The sequence below is a fragment of the Bacillus sp. ZY-1-1 genome (genome assembly GCF_003047165.1).
Classification (GTDB): domain Bacteria; phylum Bacillota; class Bacilli; order Bacillales; family Bacillaceae; genus Bacillus; species Bacillus velezensis.
On sequence record NZ_CP027061.1, the window covers coordinates 1,982,583 to 1,998,320 of the forward strand.

The 15,738-nt window shown below is 47.7% G+C and carries 15 protein-coding genes; 12 read left to right on the top strand and 3 right to left on the bottom strand.

The window, feature by feature from the left end:
- The first annotated feature begins 3 nt into the window (after positions 1–3).
- The gene (locus C5I45_RS10220) at positions 4–1,533 is read left to right on the top strand and encodes an acyl-CoA carboxylase subunit beta (protein ID WP_107994369.1); all 1,530 of its coding nucleotides are present in this window, start codon (positions 4–6) and stop codon (positions 1,531–1,533) included.
- A 54-nt stretch (positions 1,534–1,587) separates the two neighbouring features.
- On the opposite strand, the gene C5I45_RS10225 is transcribed toward C5I45_RS10220, so the two are convergent.
- From C5I45_RS10225 to C5I45_RS10235, 3 genes are all read right to left on the bottom strand, one after another.
- On the bottom strand, positions 1,588–2,178 hold the full coding sequence (locus C5I45_RS10225) for an undecaprenyl phosphate transporter UptA (RefSeq protein ID WP_007410125.1): 591 nt from the start codon (positions 2,176–2,178) through the stop codon (positions 1,588–1,590).
- A gap of 74 nt (positions 2,179–2,252) precedes the next feature.
- Positions 2,253–3,146, bottom strand: coding sequence for a UTP--glucose-1-phosphate uridylyltransferase GalU (gene galU / locus C5I45_RS10230; protein WP_107994370.1), 894 nt, complete (start codon positions 3,144–3,146; stop codon positions 2,253–2,255).
- A 6-nt stretch (positions 3,147–3,152) separates the two neighbouring features.
- The gene (locus C5I45_RS10235) at positions 3,153–3,560 is read right to left on the bottom strand and encodes a GtrA family protein (RefSeq protein WP_025851040.1); all 408 of its coding nucleotides are present in this window, start codon (positions 3,558–3,560) and stop codon (positions 3,153–3,155) included.
- 278 nt (positions 3,561–3,838) lie between these two features.
- Between C5I45_RS10235 and C5I45_RS10240 the strand changes: the two genes are divergently transcribed.
- The 11 genes from C5I45_RS10240 to bamD all read left to right on the top strand — a co-directional run bounded on the left by C5I45_RS10240 (position 3,839) and on the right by bamD (position 15,733).
- The gene (locus C5I45_RS10240) at positions 3,839–4,609 is read left to right on the top strand and encodes a 6-carboxyhexanoate--CoA ligase (RefSeq protein WP_107994371.1); all 771 of its coding nucleotides are present in this window, start codon (positions 3,839–3,841) and stop codon (positions 4,607–4,609) included.
- Positions 4,606–5,952, top strand: coding sequence for an adenosylmethionine--8-amino-7-oxononanoate transaminase (gene bioA, locus C5I45_RS10245; RefSeq protein ID WP_107994372.1), 1,347 nt, complete (start codon positions 4,606–4,608; stop codon positions 5,950–5,952). Before C5I45_RS10240 ends, bioA begins: the two co-directional genes overlap by 4 nt.
- Complete coding sequence (bioF, locus tag C5I45_RS10250; RefSeq protein WP_107994373.1) at positions 5,942–7,102, top strand: 8-amino-7-oxononanoate synthase; 1,161 nt, start codon at positions 5,942–5,944, stop codon at positions 7,100–7,102. The genes bioA and bioF overlap by 11 nt, the downstream gene beginning before the upstream one ends.
- A complete protein-coding gene (bioD, locus tag C5I45_RS10255) occupies positions 7,099–7,800 on the top strand; it encodes a dethiobiotin synthase (RefSeq protein ID WP_014305103.1) in 702 nt (233 codons plus the stop codon). The genes bioF and bioD overlap by 4 nt, the downstream gene beginning before the upstream one ends.
- 2 nt (positions 7,801–7,802) lie before the next feature.
- Positions 7,803–8,822 carry a biotin synthase BioB gene (bioB, locus tag C5I45_RS10260; RefSeq protein WP_107994374.1) on the top strand — a complete coding sequence of 340 codons (1,020 nt, stop codon included), beginning with the start codon at positions 7,803–7,805 and terminating at the stop codon, positions 8,820–8,822.
- 1 nt (position 8,823) lies between these two features.
- Positions 8,824–10,020 (top strand): cytochrome P450, encoded by a 1,197-nt coding sequence (locus tag C5I45_RS10265; protein ID WP_046559621.1) that lies wholly within the window; start codon positions 8,824–8,826, stop codon positions 10,018–10,020.
- 303 nt (positions 10,021–10,323) lie between these two features.
- Positions 10,324–11,769, top strand: a complete 1,446-nt coding sequence (locus C5I45_RS10270; protein WP_107994375.1) for a GntP family permease — start codon at positions 10,324–10,326, stop codon at positions 11,767–11,769.
- A 24-nt stretch (positions 11,770–11,793) separates the two neighbouring features.
- Positions 11,794–12,495, top strand: coding sequence for a CoA transferase subunit A (locus C5I45_RS10275; RefSeq protein WP_003153920.1), 702 nt, complete (start codon positions 11,794–11,796; stop codon positions 12,493–12,495).
- A 17-nt stretch (positions 12,496–12,512) separates the two neighbouring features.
- Positions 12,513–13,175, top strand: a complete 663-nt coding sequence (locus C5I45_RS10280; RefSeq protein ID WP_088037165.1) for a CoA transferase subunit B — start codon at positions 12,513–12,515, stop codon at positions 13,173–13,175.
- Between the two features lie 12 nt (positions 13,176–13,187).
- Complete coding sequence (locus C5I45_RS10285) at positions 13,188–13,973, top strand: 3-hydroxybutyrate dehydrogenase (protein ID WP_107994376.1); 786 nt, start codon at positions 13,188–13,190, stop codon at positions 13,971–13,973.
- 557 nt (positions 13,974–14,530) lie between these two features.
- On the top strand, positions 14,531–15,733 hold the full coding sequence (gene bamD, locus C5I45_RS10295) for a bacillomycin D biosynthesis malonyl-CoA transacylase BamD (RefSeq protein ID WP_107994377.1): 1,203 nt from the start codon (positions 14,531–14,533) through the stop codon (positions 15,731–15,733).
- The last annotated feature ends 5 nt before the right edge of the window (positions 15,734–15,738 follow it).

The window sequence follows — 15,738 nt, forward strand, 5'->3', positions numbered from 1 at the left end:
CGGATGGATTACGAAAAAGAACGGCAGACACGCAGCAAAACGATTGAAAAGGGAGGAGCCGCGAAATATCACGCAAGCAACGAAAAGAAGGGAAAACTTTTTGTAAGAGACAGGCTGAAGCTTTTATTCGATGACGGCATATCCGTTGAAGACGCTTTTTTCGCCGAGTGCATGTCAGACGGACTGCCGGCTGACGGGGTCGTTACCGGGATCGGAACCATCGGCGGCAGAACCGTTTGTGTAATGGCAAACGACTCAACCGTAAAGGCGGGCTCGTGGGGCGCGAAAACGGTGGAAAAAATCATCCGCATTCAGGAGACGGCGGAAAAGCTTCAGTGTCCGCTCTTGTACTTAGTCGATTCCGCAGGTGCGAGAATTACGGATCAGGTCGACATGTTCCCGGGCAGAAGGGGAGCCGGCCGCATCTTTTATAATCAAGTAAAGCTGTCGGGCCGCATTCCGCAAATCTGTTTATTGTTCGGTCCTTCCGCTGCGGGCGGCGCTTACATTCCGGCCTTTTGCGACATTGTCATTATGGTCGAAGGCAATGCATCCATGTACTTAGGTTCCCCGCGCATGGCAGAAATGGTGATCGGCGAGAAAGTATCGCTTGAAGAAATGGGCGGCGCCCGTATGCATTGTTCCGTATCAGGCTGCGGTGATCTCCTTGCCCCGACGGAACAGGAAGCAATCATGATGGCGCAGACATATCTCAGCTACTTTCCGGCAAATTATACTGAAAAAGCGCCAGTCAACAAATCTAAGAACCCGAAAGCTTTTGAAAAACCGCTCTCAGATGTCATCCCGGCACATCAAAACGCACCGTTCAACATGATGGATTTAATTGAACGTGTCATTGATGAAGACTCATTTTTTGAGATTAAACCGTTATTTGCGCAGGAATTAATAACGGGGCTTGCGCGGATTCACGGACAGCCGGTCGGCATTATCGCCAATCAGCCGCGTGTCAAAGGCGGAGTTTTATTTCTCGATTCGGCGGATAAAGCCGCAAAATTTATCGCTTTGTGCGACGCATTCCATATTCCGCTTCTGTTTTTAGCAGACATTCCCGGATTCATGATCGGAACGAAGGTTGAGCAGGCGGGCATCATCAGGCATGGCGCAAAAATGATCTCCGCAATGGCGGAAGCGACTGTTCCGAAGCTTTCCGTTATCGTCAGAAAAGCCTACGGTGCCGGATTATACGCGATGGCGGGGCCTGCTTTTGAACCGGACTGCTGTTTAGCGCTTCCGACTGCGCAAATTGCCGTAATGGGTCCTGAAGCAGCGGTAAATGCGGTCTACGCAAACAAAATCAGCGAGCTGGCCCCTGAAGAAAGGCCGGCTTTTATTCAAGAAAAGCGTAATGAATATAAGGAAGACATTAACCTTTACCGGCTTGCCTCTGAAATGGTGATTGACGGCATTGTTCCTGCTGATTCCTTGCGGGAAGAACTCAATAAACGCCTCACTGCTTACATGTCCAAACAACTGACATTCACACACCGGAAACACCCCGTATACCCGGTATAAATAAAAAAAGACTGCATAGATCCGGCTCGGCAGCCGTTCTTATGCAGTCTTTTTTCACAGTCTTGATCTCATTTTCTTCACAACAAAATAAACAACAATAAATACGAGAGCCAATATAATGATCGGAGTTGTATACATTCCGGCATAGCTGTCTACGTCTTTCCACTGTCCCCCGAGCTGATACCCGAGATAAACGAAAATGACAGACCACGGAATAATGGCAAGCGTCGTCAATATGACAAACTTGGAAAGAGGCATTTTCGCAAGGCCGGCCGGGATGGAAATCGCATGTCTGACGACCGGGATAAACCGCGCCGAGAACACAACGCCGGCGCCGTAACGGCGAAACCAGTTTTCCGCAACATCAACATGATGCTTTTTCAGAAGTAAGTACTTGCCGTACTTGTCCAAAAACGGCCGTCCCCCATAACGGGCGATCCAGTATATAAAGCACTGCGCGATCGTTCCCCCGATCACACCGGCGACAATGGCGCCGATAAAGCTGATCGTGCCTTCTGACACCATATAGCCTCCGTAAGCCAGAACGATTTCACTCGGAATGATTTCGATCATTAATCCGAGCGCAATCCCTAAATAGCCCATACTTGTCAGCCAGGATAATATTTCACTAATAAAATTGCCCACACTGTTCACAACCTCTTTATCTTTTTACCCAATTATATGACTGATTGACAAGCAAAATGGTTACAAATTATTTTTTAACGCACGATTTCTTCAGATTCTCTTTTTAACACCTCTTCTAAATAAGCTAAAAGTTTCGGTCTCATTTCTTCCCGCAGAAGCCCGATCTCCGTGCCGGCCTTAAAACAGCCGAACTTATCTCCTATATCAAACCGGCTTCCTTCAAGCTCCCGCGCGTAAATGCTTCGAGTGCGGCATATTTCGCGCAGCGCGTCTGTCAATTGGATTTCGCTGCCCGCGCCTCTTCCGATCGTCTTCAGCGCTTTAAAAATGGCAGGGGTTAATATGTAGCGGCCCATCACCGCAATATGAGAGGGCGCCTTTTCAACGGCCGGTTTCTCAATCAGATCCTCAACCCGGTACACATGACCGCTCTGCCGCCCCGTCTGTATAATACCATATTTGCTGACATCAGCAGGATCGACGGGCTGTACGCCGATCGTTTCTGTGCCGTGTTGGTTATAGACGTCTATGAGCTGTAAAAGAGCGGGAGTGTCAGATACCATAATATCATCACCTAAGAGAACGGCAAAAGGCTCATCTCCGATAAAATGCTCCGCACACAGCACTGCATGGCCTAGTCCGAGCGGTTCTTTCTGACGGATGTAATGAATATTGGCCAAATCGGCAATCCGCTGCATTTCCTTCAGCGTCTCTGACTTGCCTTTTTCCTCAAGATTGAATTCCAACTCCGCCGACCGGTCAAAATGATCTTCAATCGAGCGTTTGTTTCTCCCTGTAATAATCAGTATATCTTCAATTCCTGACGCTGCGGCCTCTTCGACAATATATTGGATTGCCGGTTTGTCGACGATCGGCAGCATTTCTTTCGGCTGCGCCTTTGTCGCCGGCAGAAATCTCGTTCCTAAACCCGCTGCGGGGATGACCGCTTTTCTCACTTTTTTTCTCATTCATCTTCACTCCTGATCCTGTATGTTTTTCAGCGAATCTCCAAATACCCAGATTCGGTTTCCGATAAAATTCATCATCATTCCGCCGATAGTGGCGGCGAGCTTACTCACCAAAAGCGAACAGCCGCCTTTTTGAAACGCGTACAGCAGCAAAAAGGTGATTCCCGACGCTGCAAGATTAATGATGAGAAAGCGCACGATCTCTTTCCCGTCAGCCTTGTGTTTTACACGAAACGTCCACTTCCGGTTCCACACATAGCTGTTGATGATCCCTGCCGAATAGGAGCAGATCTGCGCCGGCAGATAGGGGACAAGGCAAGCGGTGAGAAGAAAGAAGACACCAAAATCGATCAGCGTATTGCCGGCGCCCACGGTGCAAAAACGGCCTGCTGTCTTTACTTTTTCTTTCAGCATAACGGCATCCGGTTTTGACCTCCCTTCATAAGTAAGATGCGGATCGCTGTCCTATTTGTTGATATGGATTACTTTAGCGGACAGTGTTGAATAAACAATTACTAAAATATGAACAAAACATGAAAACGTAATGAGGCTTTGTAAAACCCATTAAGTTAACAGTTCGATAGTTTGGGTTGACATATTAAGCGTGAAACACTAATATTCTGTATAAGTGTTAACCTTTTTTTATTTTGGTTAACATTAAATTTCAAAGTGAAAGAAAGGAGGGAGATTCCATGCGGGAAGAGACCTATTACAGCGTCAGAATGAGAGCTTCCCGAAACGCCCCCCATGAGCAGGGCGGAAAACACATTTCCGGCGGAGAACGGCTCATCACTTACAGCGGTTTACAGGAAGCGGTAGATGGCTTATTACATAAAGGCTTCTCACACTCAAGAGGGATACCTGATTTTATGCAGATTCAGCTTGAAAGCGTTCATGAACCGATCGAAACGATCCGCCCTTTGCCGGTTGCCCTCCATCAAACAGACACGCCGGAAAAAGGACAAGCAATTGCCCGCAAGCTTCTGCAAAAGGCGGGGATTCCTCCGCACATGATAGAGAAAGCGTACGAAAACATTACGGAATATGCAGAAGCAAGAGGAGCGGTCCTGTTTGATATCCGGGCAGGAAAACGCATTGACGGCAGAGGAAATAGAGGTGTGCGGGTATCCCGAGTGGATTGGCCGTCACATGATTTTCAAAAATGGGCTTTTACTCACAACATGCCGGAAAATTCACGAATAAAAGAAGCACATGCCATCGCGGCAAAAGTTTGCGCACATCCGGGAATTATTGCCGAATTGTGCTGGTCAGATGACCCTGATTACATAACAGGCTACGTTGCCGCAAAGAAGCTGGGATATCAGCGGATTGCCAAGATGAAGAATGCCGGAGATGAAAGCGGATGCCGGATTTTCTTTACTGATGGCTCTATAGATACGGAGAGCTGTATCCATTTTTTAGAGAAGCAGCCTGTATTCATTCAGCGGGAGGAGAACATATGAAACAATCAATGATTGAAAAGAGCAAACAGCATCTTTGGCTGCCTTTCACACAAATGAAAGATTACGATGAAGATCCGTTAATCATTGAAAGCGGAAACGGGATCATGCTGAAAGACATCAGCGGCAAAGAATATTATGACGGCTTTTCTTCAGTATGGCTCAATGTACACGGCCACCGCAAAAAAGAAATGGATGAAGCGATTCAAAAACAGCTTGAAAAAATCGCTCATTCGACTTTGCTGGGTATGACGAACGTTCCCGCAACAGAACTTGCCGAGATGCTGACGGGCATCACACCGGAAAAGCTGACACGCGTTTTTTACTCCGACAGCGGAGCGGAAGCAATGGAAATCGCTCTGAAAATGGCCTTTCAATACTGGAAAAACGTAGGGAGACCTAAGAAGCAGTCGTTTATTTCGATGCAGAACGGCTATCACGGCGATACGATCGGAGCCGTCAGCGTCGGCTCCATTGAACTCTTCCACCATGTGTACGGCCCGCTGATGTTTGAAAGCTACAAAGCCCCGATTCCTTATGTATACAGATCTGATAGCGGTGACCCCGTACAGTGCCGGGATGAATGCCTTCACGCGCTCGAACAGCTGCTTGCAAAACACCACGAAGAGATTGCCGCACTTACGATTGAATCGATGGTGCAAGGCGCATCCGGGATGATCGTCATGCCTGAAGGCTTTCTGGCAGGCGTACGAAAGCTGTGTACGGCATATGATGTGTTAATGATCGTTGACGAAGTGGCGACGGGGTTCGGCCGCACCGGAAAAATGTTTGCCTGCGAGCATGAAAATGTCCAGCCGGACTTGATGGCGGCAGGGAAAGGCATTACGGGAGGCTATTTGCCGATCGCTGTGACGTTTGCCACAGAAGCCATTTATGAAGCCTTCTACGATGACTACGACAAAATGAAAACATTTTTCCACGGCCATTCCTATACAGGAAATCAGCTTGGCTGTGCCGCGGCAATTGAAAATCTGCGTTTATTCGAATCAGAGCGCATCGTTGAACGAGTCGCCGAAAAATCAAAAACGGCAGCGAAATTTCTTCATGATCTGAAGCAGTTTCCTCATGTCGGCGATGTCCGCCAGCTCGGTTTGATGTGCGGCATAGAGCTTGTGCGGGATAAAGAGACGAAACAGCCTTATCCGCCTGAAAAGCGGATGGGATACAAGGTGTCCTTGAAAATGAGAGAGCTGGGTATGCTGACACGGCCGCTCGGAGACGTCATCGCCTTTCTGCCGCCGCTTGCCAGCACAACCGATCAGTTACAAGCCATGATATCCATTATGAAAGAAGCGATAGCCGAGGTGACCGGCCGTGGATTTTGACGGATGGCTCCTCGGAAGGCTCGATGCGGTGAAAAGAGACGGGCTGTATCGGACGCTGCGAACACAGGAAACCGCTCTTAAAACCAAAGGGCAAAAGCGGCAGACCTGGGCGTCCAATGACTATTTAGGTCTGTCAAAAGATGAACGGCTGATCACAGCCGCGCAAACAGCGCTGAGCCGGTTCGGAGCGGGAAGCGGCGGCTCACGGTTAACGACAGGAAATACTGTGTGGCACGAAAAACTTGAACAAACAATCGCGGACTTTAAACAGACGGAAGCGGCTTTATTATTTTCAAGCGGTTACTTGGCGAATATCGGCGCGCTTGCCTCACTGCCTCAAAAAGGCGATGTCATTTTAAGCGATCAACTGAACCATGCGAGCATTGTTGACGGCTGCCGTTTATCAAAAGCGGAAACCATCGTGTACCGCCATATTGATATGGCTGATCTTGAGAAAAAACTTGCCTCCGTCCAGACTCGGAACCGCCGTTTTATCGTCACAGACGGCGTTTTCAGCATGGACGGCACCATCGCGCCTCTTGACCGAATAATGGCGCTTGCAAAGCAGTATCAGGCATTTGTGATAGCAGATGACGCGCATGCAACCGGTGTACTCGGGGAAAACGGCGGAGGAACCAGTGACTATTTCGGTGTTTGTCCTGATGTTGTCATCGGCACATTAAGCAAAGCTGTAGGAACGGAAGGCGGTTTTGCCGCGGGATCAAACATTTTTATTGATTTTTTGCTGAATCAGGCGCGGACGTTTATTTTTCAGACGGCCCTCCCGCCGTCAATTTGTGCGGCTTCGCATACGGCATTTGACCTCATATCAGATATGCACGATACGCGCCGTGAGCTGCAGTCGTCTGTCAAAAAGATAAAAACGCGTCTGGCCGATATGGGCTTTACTGTAAGAGGCGGAGATACACCGATTATCCCCGTTATCATCGGTGATGCAAAAACAGCGGTTTCAGCCGCTGCGCTGCTTGAGAAAAAGGGAATCTGCGCCCCGGCCATCCGCCCGCCCGCCGTTCCGGAAGGCGAAAGCAGAATCAGGCTGACCGTTACGGCGGATCGCAGCTTACAGGACATAGACGAGCTGACAGAAGCATTTGATTCCATTAGAAAAGAGCTGAATATAAACAAATGAGAAGTTTTTTTGTCACAGGAACAGATACCGGCGTCGGAAAAACCATCGTTTCTTGCGGACTTGCCGCGGCATTCAGGCAGAAACAGGCGGATATCGGAGTGTTTAAACCGTTTTTAAGCGGCGTGCCGCGGACTCATCCGGAAAGTGACACCTCGCTGTTGAAAAACATGTCACAAACCGCACTGTCTCATGAAGAAATCACGCCATTTGAATGGAAAGAGCCGCTTGCGCCGTACACGGCCGCCATGCTTGAGGGGAAATCCGTGAGCATGGATGAAGTCATGGCCCACTGGAGTAAGATCAAAAATCGTCATGAGTGTTTCATCGTCGAGGGGGCAGGCGGCATTTCCGTTCCGCTTGGTGAAAATTACTTAGTCAGTGATTTGATAAAAGCCTTGGAATTACCGGCAGTGATTGTCGCCAGGCCTGATCTCGGAACCATCAACCACACATATTTAACCGTTGAATATGCGAAAAACATGGGAATAGAGGTTCTCGGTATTATTATCAACGGCGTAAAGAGCCGGCCGGGGCTGGACGAGAAGACAAACCCGAGCATGATTGAAACATTATGCAAAGTTCCGATTTTGGGAATCACACCGAAGCTGAATCACGTTTCACCTGAAAACATTCAACACATGATTGAGAAACATATAGATGTTTCCTCTTTCATGAATCTGACACAAATGGGGAGATAAACATGAATCAATGGATGGATCTTGCAGAGAGAGTTCTGGACGGGGCGGAAGTAACGAATCAAGAAGCGCTGGCCATTTTAAATTGTCCTGATGAGGATCTTTTATTGCTGATGCATGCCGCTTTTCATATCAGAAAACGATTTTACGGAAAAAAAGTAAAGCTGAATATGATTATGAATGCAAAATCAGGCCTGTGTCCGGAAAATTGCGGGTACTGTTCACAATCTTCAATATCAAAAGCGCCGATCGAGTCTTATCGGATGGTGGATAAGCATATATTGCTTAAGGGGGCAAAACGCGCCCATGACTTGAATATAGGGACATACTGCATCGTCGCCAGCGGGCGGGGACCGTCAAACAGAGAAGTAGATCAAGTTGTTGATGCTGTCAAAGAAATTAAAGAAACGTACGGTTTAAAAATCTGCGCATGCCTCGGTCTGCTGAAGCCGGAACAGGCAGAGCGCCTGAAACAGGCAGGAGTAGACCGGTACAATCATAACATCAATACATCACAAAGGAATCACTCAAACATTACGACTTCCCACACGTATGACGACAGGATCAATACAGTGGAAACGGCGAAACAATCGGGGATGTCGCCTTGTTCGGGTGTCATCGTCGGCATGAAAGAAACGAAACAGGACGTCATTGATATGGCGAACAGCTTAAAAGCGCTTGATGCCGACAGCATCCCGGTTAATTTTCTGCATGCGATTGACGGAACTCCGTTAGAAGGGGTAAGCGAATTACATCCGGTGTATTGCCTGAAAGTGCTCGCCTTGTTCCGTTTTATCAATCCGTCAAAAGAAATCCGTATCTCAGGAGGCCGGGAAGTCAACCTTCGTTCGCTGCAGCCGCTGGGACTTTACGCCGCAAATTCGATTTTCGTCGGAGATTACTTAACGACAGCAGGGCAGCATGAAACAGAGGATCATCAAATGCTCCATGATTTAGGGTTTGAAGTCGAATCCGTTGAAGAAATGAAAGCCGGCCTGCAATCCGCCTGCAATACGGAGGTATAAGATGACGGCGGGCCTATCGACTGCACATCCGTCCCTCCATGCGGATTCGGATTTTTGGAATGACCCTTACCCGTTTTATGAAAAACTGCGTGCCATTGATCCTGTTTATAAAGGAACCGTATTAAAACATCCGGGCTGGTATGTCACCGGGTATAAAGAAGCGGCAGCGATTTTGAAAGACACCCGGTTTAAAAACCGCGTCCCTTTTCCGGAAGCTTCAACGAAATATCAAAATCTATCGCATATCCAGCACGATATGCTGTTATTTAAAAATCAATCAGACCATAAGCGGATGCGGATGCTTATAGGTAAAGAATTTACCGCAAAGACGGCGGAATCACTTCGCCCCTGTATAAAAGAAACGGTTCATGACTTGTTGGATCAAATCCAAAACAAAAAAAACGCAGACCTTGTTTCAGAGTTTGCCTTTCCATTGGCAAGCCTCATCATTGCGGAGATACTCGGAGTGCCGAAAGAGGAGAGATATCAATTCAGACAATGGACGGCAGACGTCATTCAGGCCATTGATCTTACCCGGTCAAGAAAGATGTTAGTCAGAGCAAGCGACACCGCAGGCAGGCTGACTGCATATTTCAGAGATTTGTTTCACGAGCGGAAAGCACATCCTCAGGAAGACTTAATCAGCAGGTTTATTATGGGGGAACAGCTTTCAAAAGACGAAGTGCTCGCGACATGTATCTTACTTGTCATAGCCGGACACGAGACGACGGTAAACCTCATGAGCAACGGTGTGTTTACTTTATTGAAACACCCTGAACAGCTTAGCGCACTGAGAGAAAACCCCTCGCTTATTGAAACTGCTGTCGAGGAATGTCTGCGCTACGACAGCCCCGCGCAGCTGACGGCACGCACCGCTTCAGAAGACTGTGAAATAAATGGGAAGACCATAAAAAAAGGAGAGCAGGTATATATCCTTTTAGGGGCAGCCAATCGCGATCCAAGCATATTCGATCAGCCTCATAAAATGGACATCCAAAGAAAACCGAATCCGCATCTTGCATTCGGAAAGAACGCCCATTTTTGCATAGGCTCCTCATTAGCGCGCATCGAAGCACAAATTGCAATTCTCACACTGTTTGAGCGGATGCCTAAGCTTCGGCTGGCCGCACACCGCCTTGAATACCGCAAGCTCATTGGTTTTAGGTCGCTCAAAGAGCTTCCGGTTGTCCTTGGCTGAATGACCATGCAGGAGGGCCGGATTTTATCGGTTCCTCTTGCAGGAAATAAATGAAAGAAAAAAGAATACATATTTATAAAGCAAAAATCCTCTCTGATCCATCTCACTATCCCTAAAAAAACTCGCTGCTCAGCCGTTCAATATCATGCAGCAAGAATCTCCTTTTCTTTCGCCAAAACGGAAAATTCACCATGATGCACATTTTTTCAGCCTCAGAAACGGTGCAAAACCGGCATGTTTTTTGCTTTATTTTCTCGATTTTTGTAAGCGCTTACTAATATTGAGCAGAAAAGAGGGGGATTTGTGGACATTGTTATTATTTTATTGGCATTAGGCATGCTGATGTTTGCGGCTTACCGGGGCTTTTCAGTCATTTTATTCGCTCCGATTTGTGCGCTGTTTGCCGTGCTTCTTACAGATCCAAGCTTCGTACTTCCTTTCTTCTCGAATATATTTATGGAGAAGATGGTAGGATTTATTAAGCTGTATTTTCCCGTATTTCTTTTAGGGGCCGTTTTTGGCAAGGTTGTTGAAATATCCGGGCTCGCCGAGTCGATTGCAAAAACAATCGTCAGACTTGTGGGAGCAAAAAGAGCCATTCTCGCCATCGTCTTAATGGGTGTGATTTTAACGTACAGCGGCGTCAGTCTCTTCGTAGCGGTGTTTGCCATTTATCCGTTTGCTAAAAACCTATTTATTAAAGCTGATATTCCCAAGCGTCTGATACCCGGTACGATTGCATTGGGCGCGTTTACTTTTACAATGGATGCGCTTCCCGGCACACCGCAAATTCAAAATGTCATTCCGACAGCTTTTTTTAAAACAAACATTTATGCCGCTCCCTGGCTCGGACTGATTGGCGCAGCATTTGTGCTTACGGCCGGAATGATTTATTTAGAATCCCGGCGCAAAAAAGCGGCCAATGCCGGAGAAGGCTATGCTGGATTTCAATCTGAAGTTTCCGCTGCAGAGGATTCCTCAAGTCTGGCTAATGAAAAACATACGCCTGTTTTACCGCAGGAGGCAGAACCCAGCCCCGCGCGGCAAGTGCTCGCCTTTGTTCCGCTTATCCTTGTGGGGATCATGAACAAATGCTTCACAATGTGGCTCCCGCATTGGTACCCTGACGGATTTGATTTTGCGCAGCTCGGTTTAGAAGCGTTCGGGAAGATTGACCTTTCCTCCGTCACTGCGATCTGGTCAGTAGAACTCGCACTGCTCATCGGAATCATGACAACGATTTTGTTCGATTGGAAAAAAGTGCTCTTCAATTTGAAAGAAGGACTGAATGAGGGCATCGGGGGTGCCTTGCTCGCGTCGATGAATACAGGAGCCGAATACGGATTTGGCGGCATCATTGCGGCGCTTCCCGGCTTTAAAATGGTCAGCAGCGGCATATCGCAGACGTTTACTGATCCGCTCGTCAACGGAGCGGTGACGACCACTGCGCTTGCCGGAATTACAGGATCGGCATCAGGAGGAATGGGCATCGCTTTAAGCACGATGTCAGCAGCATATACAGAAGCAATCAATACATTCCACATCCCGCCGGAGGTCATGCACCGGGTGATTTCGATGGCCTCCGGCGGGATGGACACTCTTCCGCATAATGGCGCCGTCATTACACTGCTCGCGGTCACCGGGTTGACCCACCGCCAATCCTACAAGGATATCTTTGCCATTACCGTCATTAAAACAGCCGCTGTGTTTGTCATCATCGCCATTTACAGTCTGACGGGCCTTGTGTAGCCAAAACAGAAAGGGGAAACGAATATGGGAAAAGGAAAAGTGATGGACTCTTATAAAGATGCTGCTGCACTGATCAAGGACGGAGACACCCTCATCGCAGGAGGCTTCGGCCTGTGCGGCATTCCGGAACAATTAATACTCGCGATCAGGGACAGCGGCGTGAAAAACTTGACCGTTGTCAGTAATAACTGCGGTGTTGATGATTGGGGGTTAGGCCTCTTGCTTGCAAACCGGCAGATCAAAAAAATGGTCGCATCCTATGTCGGAGAAAACAAAACCTTTGAACGGCAGTTTTTAAGCGGGGAGCTGGAAGTCGAATTGGTGCCCCAAGGAACGCTCGCAGAAAGAATTCGCGCGGGAGGGGCGGGCATTCCGGCGTTTTATACACCTGCGGGCGTCGGAACATCAGTAGCCGAGGGAAAAGAACATAAGACATTTGACGGACGCACCTATCTTCTGGAGAAAGGGATTACAGGGAACGCCGCCATCGTAAAGGCCTGGAAAGCCGATCCTCTGGGCAACCTGATGTTCAGAAAGACGGCGAGAAATTTCAATCCGCTCGCTGCAATGGCAGGCAAAGTGACGATTGCAGAGGCTGAAGAAATCGTCGATGCCGGAGAGCTTGATCCCGATCAAATTCATACGCCGGGTATTTTTGTGCAGCACGTTCTGCTTGGCGGGATTCATGAAAAACGGATTGAACGCCGCACCGTCCGGCAAGCATGATAAAGGAGGCTGACAGAATGAGAGATAGCAGAAAACGAATGATCAAACGGGCTGTAAAGGAAATAAAGGACGGAATGAATGTGAACTTGGGGATAGGGATGCCGACGCTTGTAGCCAATGAGATACCGAATGATTATAACGTCCTGCTTCAGTCTGAAAACGGCTTGCTCGGAATTGGGCCTTATCCGGCGGATGGAACGGAGGATCCCGATCTGATCAATGCGGGAAAAGAAACCATTACCGAGGTAAAGGGAGCCTCGTATTTTGACAGTGCCGAATCCTTCGCCATGATTCGCGGCGGCCACATTGATGTAGCGATCCTCGGCGGGATGGAAGTGTCCGAACGGGGAGATTTGGCGAACTGGATGATCCCCGGAAAAATGATCAAAGGAATGGGCGGCGCCATGGACCTGGTCCACGGAGCAAAACGGATTATTGTCATTATGGAGCATGTTAATAAATATGGGGAATCTAAAGTGAGAACGGAATGTACGCTGCCTTTAACCGGCAGGCAGGTGGTCGATCGGCTGATCACAGATTTGGCTGTATTCGATTTTCATGATGGCCGTATGACGCTCACCGAACTGCAGGAAGGTGTAACAGTGGAGGAGGTCTTTGAGAAAACAGAAGGTCATTTTACTGTCAGCCAGTCGTTAAAAAACGGGGTCAGACCAAAATGAGGAGGTGCCGTCATGCATTCATTGCTTATTGAAAAAACAGCCGTTGTAACAGGAGCAGCCGGAGGAATCGGGCTTGAAATTGCAAGAGAATTCGCCCGTGAAGGAGCAGCCGTCATCATCTCTGATGTAAACGAACAAGCGGGGAAAGAAGCGGCGGCAAGACTGAAAGAAGAAGGCTGTGAAGCAGTCAGCATCACATGCGATGTAACAAATGAAAGCCAAGTGGCCGACATGCTGCAGACGGTCGAGAAACAATTCGGACGCCTCGATATCCTTGTGAATAATGCGGGCATTCAGCATGTCGCGCCCATCGAGGAATTTCCCACCGAACAGTTTGAACGGCTCATTCGTGTCATGCTGACTGCGCCATTTATCGCAATGAAGCATACATTCCCCATTATGAAAAAACAGCAATTCGGGCGAATCATTAATATGGCGTCTGTCAACGGGCTGATCGGTTTTCACGGGAAAGCGGCATATAACAGCGCCAAGCACGGCGTCATCGGTTTAACGAAAGTCGGCGCACTTGAAGGCGCGGCTGACGGCATTACCGTCAATGCGCTTTGTCCGGGATATGTGGACACTCAGCTTGTCCGCAATCAGTTAAAGGACATTTCCGCAACAAGGAATGTACCGTACGAGCGGGTGCTTGAGGACGTCATCTTTCCGCTCGTTCCCCAAAAACGGCTGCTGTCAGTGAAGGAAATCGCTGATTACGCTGTATTTTTGGCCAGCGACAAAGCAAAAGGGGTTACAGGTCAGGCCGTAGTCATGGATGGCGGGTATACCGCTCAATAGTTCTTATATTTTTTAAAAAACAGCCGCTCTGAACGGCTGTTTTTTTATGCCTGAAAAATCTTGTTCACTCAATAGGCCGATTTACTGCGCCAACCGGTATCCGGGCTGGGTCATTCACATGTTCTGCGGCGTATTTTGTCCTTGCAGATTTTTCTCATCCAGATCCATTTCTGCACCGCATTTATAATCAAGCGCCATCAGTTTACAATCCTTCACAGATATACAAATGAATTTTTACAATAAACATAAAATATGTAATTTCTGACACAATAATGCCAATAGCCCTAAAACATATGAAACATGAAGAGCGCGGCCTAAGTGAAGAAGAGCCGGTAACAGGCTCCACTCCGGCTTTTCATCATCTCTCTTTAAGACAGATTTTCGGTGAAACCCCATGTTTTATTTTATGAATAAATATATCTAATTCGTTTGTAAAATCGAACAATAACTCCTCCGAAAGTATTCTATACACATTTGTTATAATCATGCTAGGATGTTATATAAAGGGATAATTTGTATGATATTGTATTTCTGTTCAATATGATCGGAGGAATCTCATGAACAATCTTGCCTTTTTATTTCCTGGACAAGGGTCTCAATTTGTAGGAATGGGCAAACAATTTTGTAATGATTTTGTGCTCGCAAAGAGATTGTTTGAAGAAGCGAGCGATGCGATCTCCTTGGATGTAAAAAAACTGTGTTTTAACGGAGATATGAATGAATTGACAAAGACAATGAACGCGCAGCCCGCTATTTTAACGGTCAGTGTTATTGCTTTTCAAGTGTATATGCAGGAAATAGGGGTGAAGCCCCGCTTCCTGGCAGGCCATAGCTTAGGCGAATATTCAGCGCTTGTCTGTGCCGGCGCCCTTTCTTTTCAGGATGCCGTTACACTTGTAAGGCAGCGGGGAATTCTTATGCAGAATGCGGATCCTCAGCAGCAGGGGACGATGGCCGCCGTGACTCACCTCTCTCTTCAAACGTTGCAGGAAATATGTTCGAAAGTGTCGACGGAAGACTTTCCGGCAGGAGTAGCCTGCATGAATTCTGAACAGCAGCATGTGATTTCCGGACACCGGCAAGCTGTGGAACGTGTCATCAAGATGGCGGAGGAAAAGGGAGCGGCATACACTTATTTGAATGTCAGTGCGCCTTTTCACAGTTCGCTGATACGATCAGCATCTGAACAATTCCAGACTGTATTACACCGGTATTCCTTCCGGGAAGCCGCATGGCCGATCATTTCAAATGTCACTGCACGCCCTTACAGCAGCGGAAATTCGATCAGCGAACATCTCGAGCAGCACATGACGATGCCGGTAAGATGGACGGAATCGATGCATTACTTGCTTTTACACGGAGTGACGGAAGTCATCGAAATGGGTCCGAACAATGTCTTAGCCGGTCTGCTGAGAAAAACAACGAATCACATTGTACCTTATCCCTTAGGACAGACATCTGATGTTCACTTGCTTTCCAATTCAGCAGAAAGAAAGAAACATATTGTCCGTTTACGCAAAAAACAACTGAATAAATTGATGATTCAATCCGTCATTGCGCGAAATTACAACAAGGATTCAGCGGCTTATTCCAATATGACGACGGCATTATTTACGCAAATCCAAGAGCTGAAAGAGAGAATGGAAAGACAGGAAAATGAGCTCTCAGAACAAGAGCTCGAACATTCGATCCATTTATGCAAATTAATTTGCGAGGCTAAACAGCTTCCGGATTGGGAAGAATTGCGGATTTTAAAATAAAGCGC

Bases quoted from the DNA above. Each gene is read 5' to 3' on its own strand.
- C5I45_RS10220 (WP_107994369.1), top strand. From the start codon at position 4: ATGGATTACGAAAAAGAACGGCAGACACGCAGCAAAACGATTGAAAAG.
- galU (WP_107994370.1), bottom strand. From the start codon at position 3,146: ATGAGAAAAAAAGTGAGAAAAGCGGTCATCCCCGCAGCGGGTTTAGGA.
- C5I45_RS10235 (WP_025851040.1), bottom strand. From the start codon at position 3,560: ATGCTGAAAGAAAAAGTAAAGACAGCAGGCCGTTTTTGCACCGTGGGC.
- C5I45_RS10240 (WP_107994371.1), top strand. From the start codon at position 3,839: ATGCGGGAAGAGACCTATTACAGCGTCAGAATGAGAGCTTCCCGAAAC.
- bioA (WP_107994372.1), top strand. From the start codon at position 4,606: ATGAAACAATCAATGATTGAAAAGAGCAAACAGCATCTTTGGCTGCCT.
- bioD (WP_014305103.1), top strand. From the start codon at position 7,099: ATGAGAAGTTTTTTTGTCACAGGAACAGATACCGGCGTCGGAAAAACC.
- bioB (WP_107994374.1), top strand. From the start codon at position 7,803: ATGAATCAATGGATGGATCTTGCAGAGAGAGTTCTGGACGGGGCGGAA.
- C5I45_RS10265 (WP_046559621.1), top strand. From the start codon at position 8,824: ATGACGGCGGGCCTATCGACTGCACATCCGTCCCTCCATGCGGATTCG.
- C5I45_RS10275 (WP_003153920.1), top strand. From the start codon at position 11,794: ATGGGAAAAGGAAAAGTGATGGACTCTTATAAAGATGCTGCTGCACTG.
- C5I45_RS10280 (WP_088037165.1), top strand. From the start codon at position 12,513: ATGAGAGATAGCAGAAAACGAATGATCAAACGGGCTGTAAAGGAAATA.
- C5I45_RS10285 (WP_107994376.1), top strand. From the start codon at position 13,188: ATGCATTCATTGCTTATTGAAAAAACAGCCGTTGTAACAGGAGCAGCC.
- bamD (WP_107994377.1), top strand. From the start codon at position 14,531: ATGAACAATCTTGCCTTTTTATTTCCTGGACAAGGGTCTCAATTTGTA.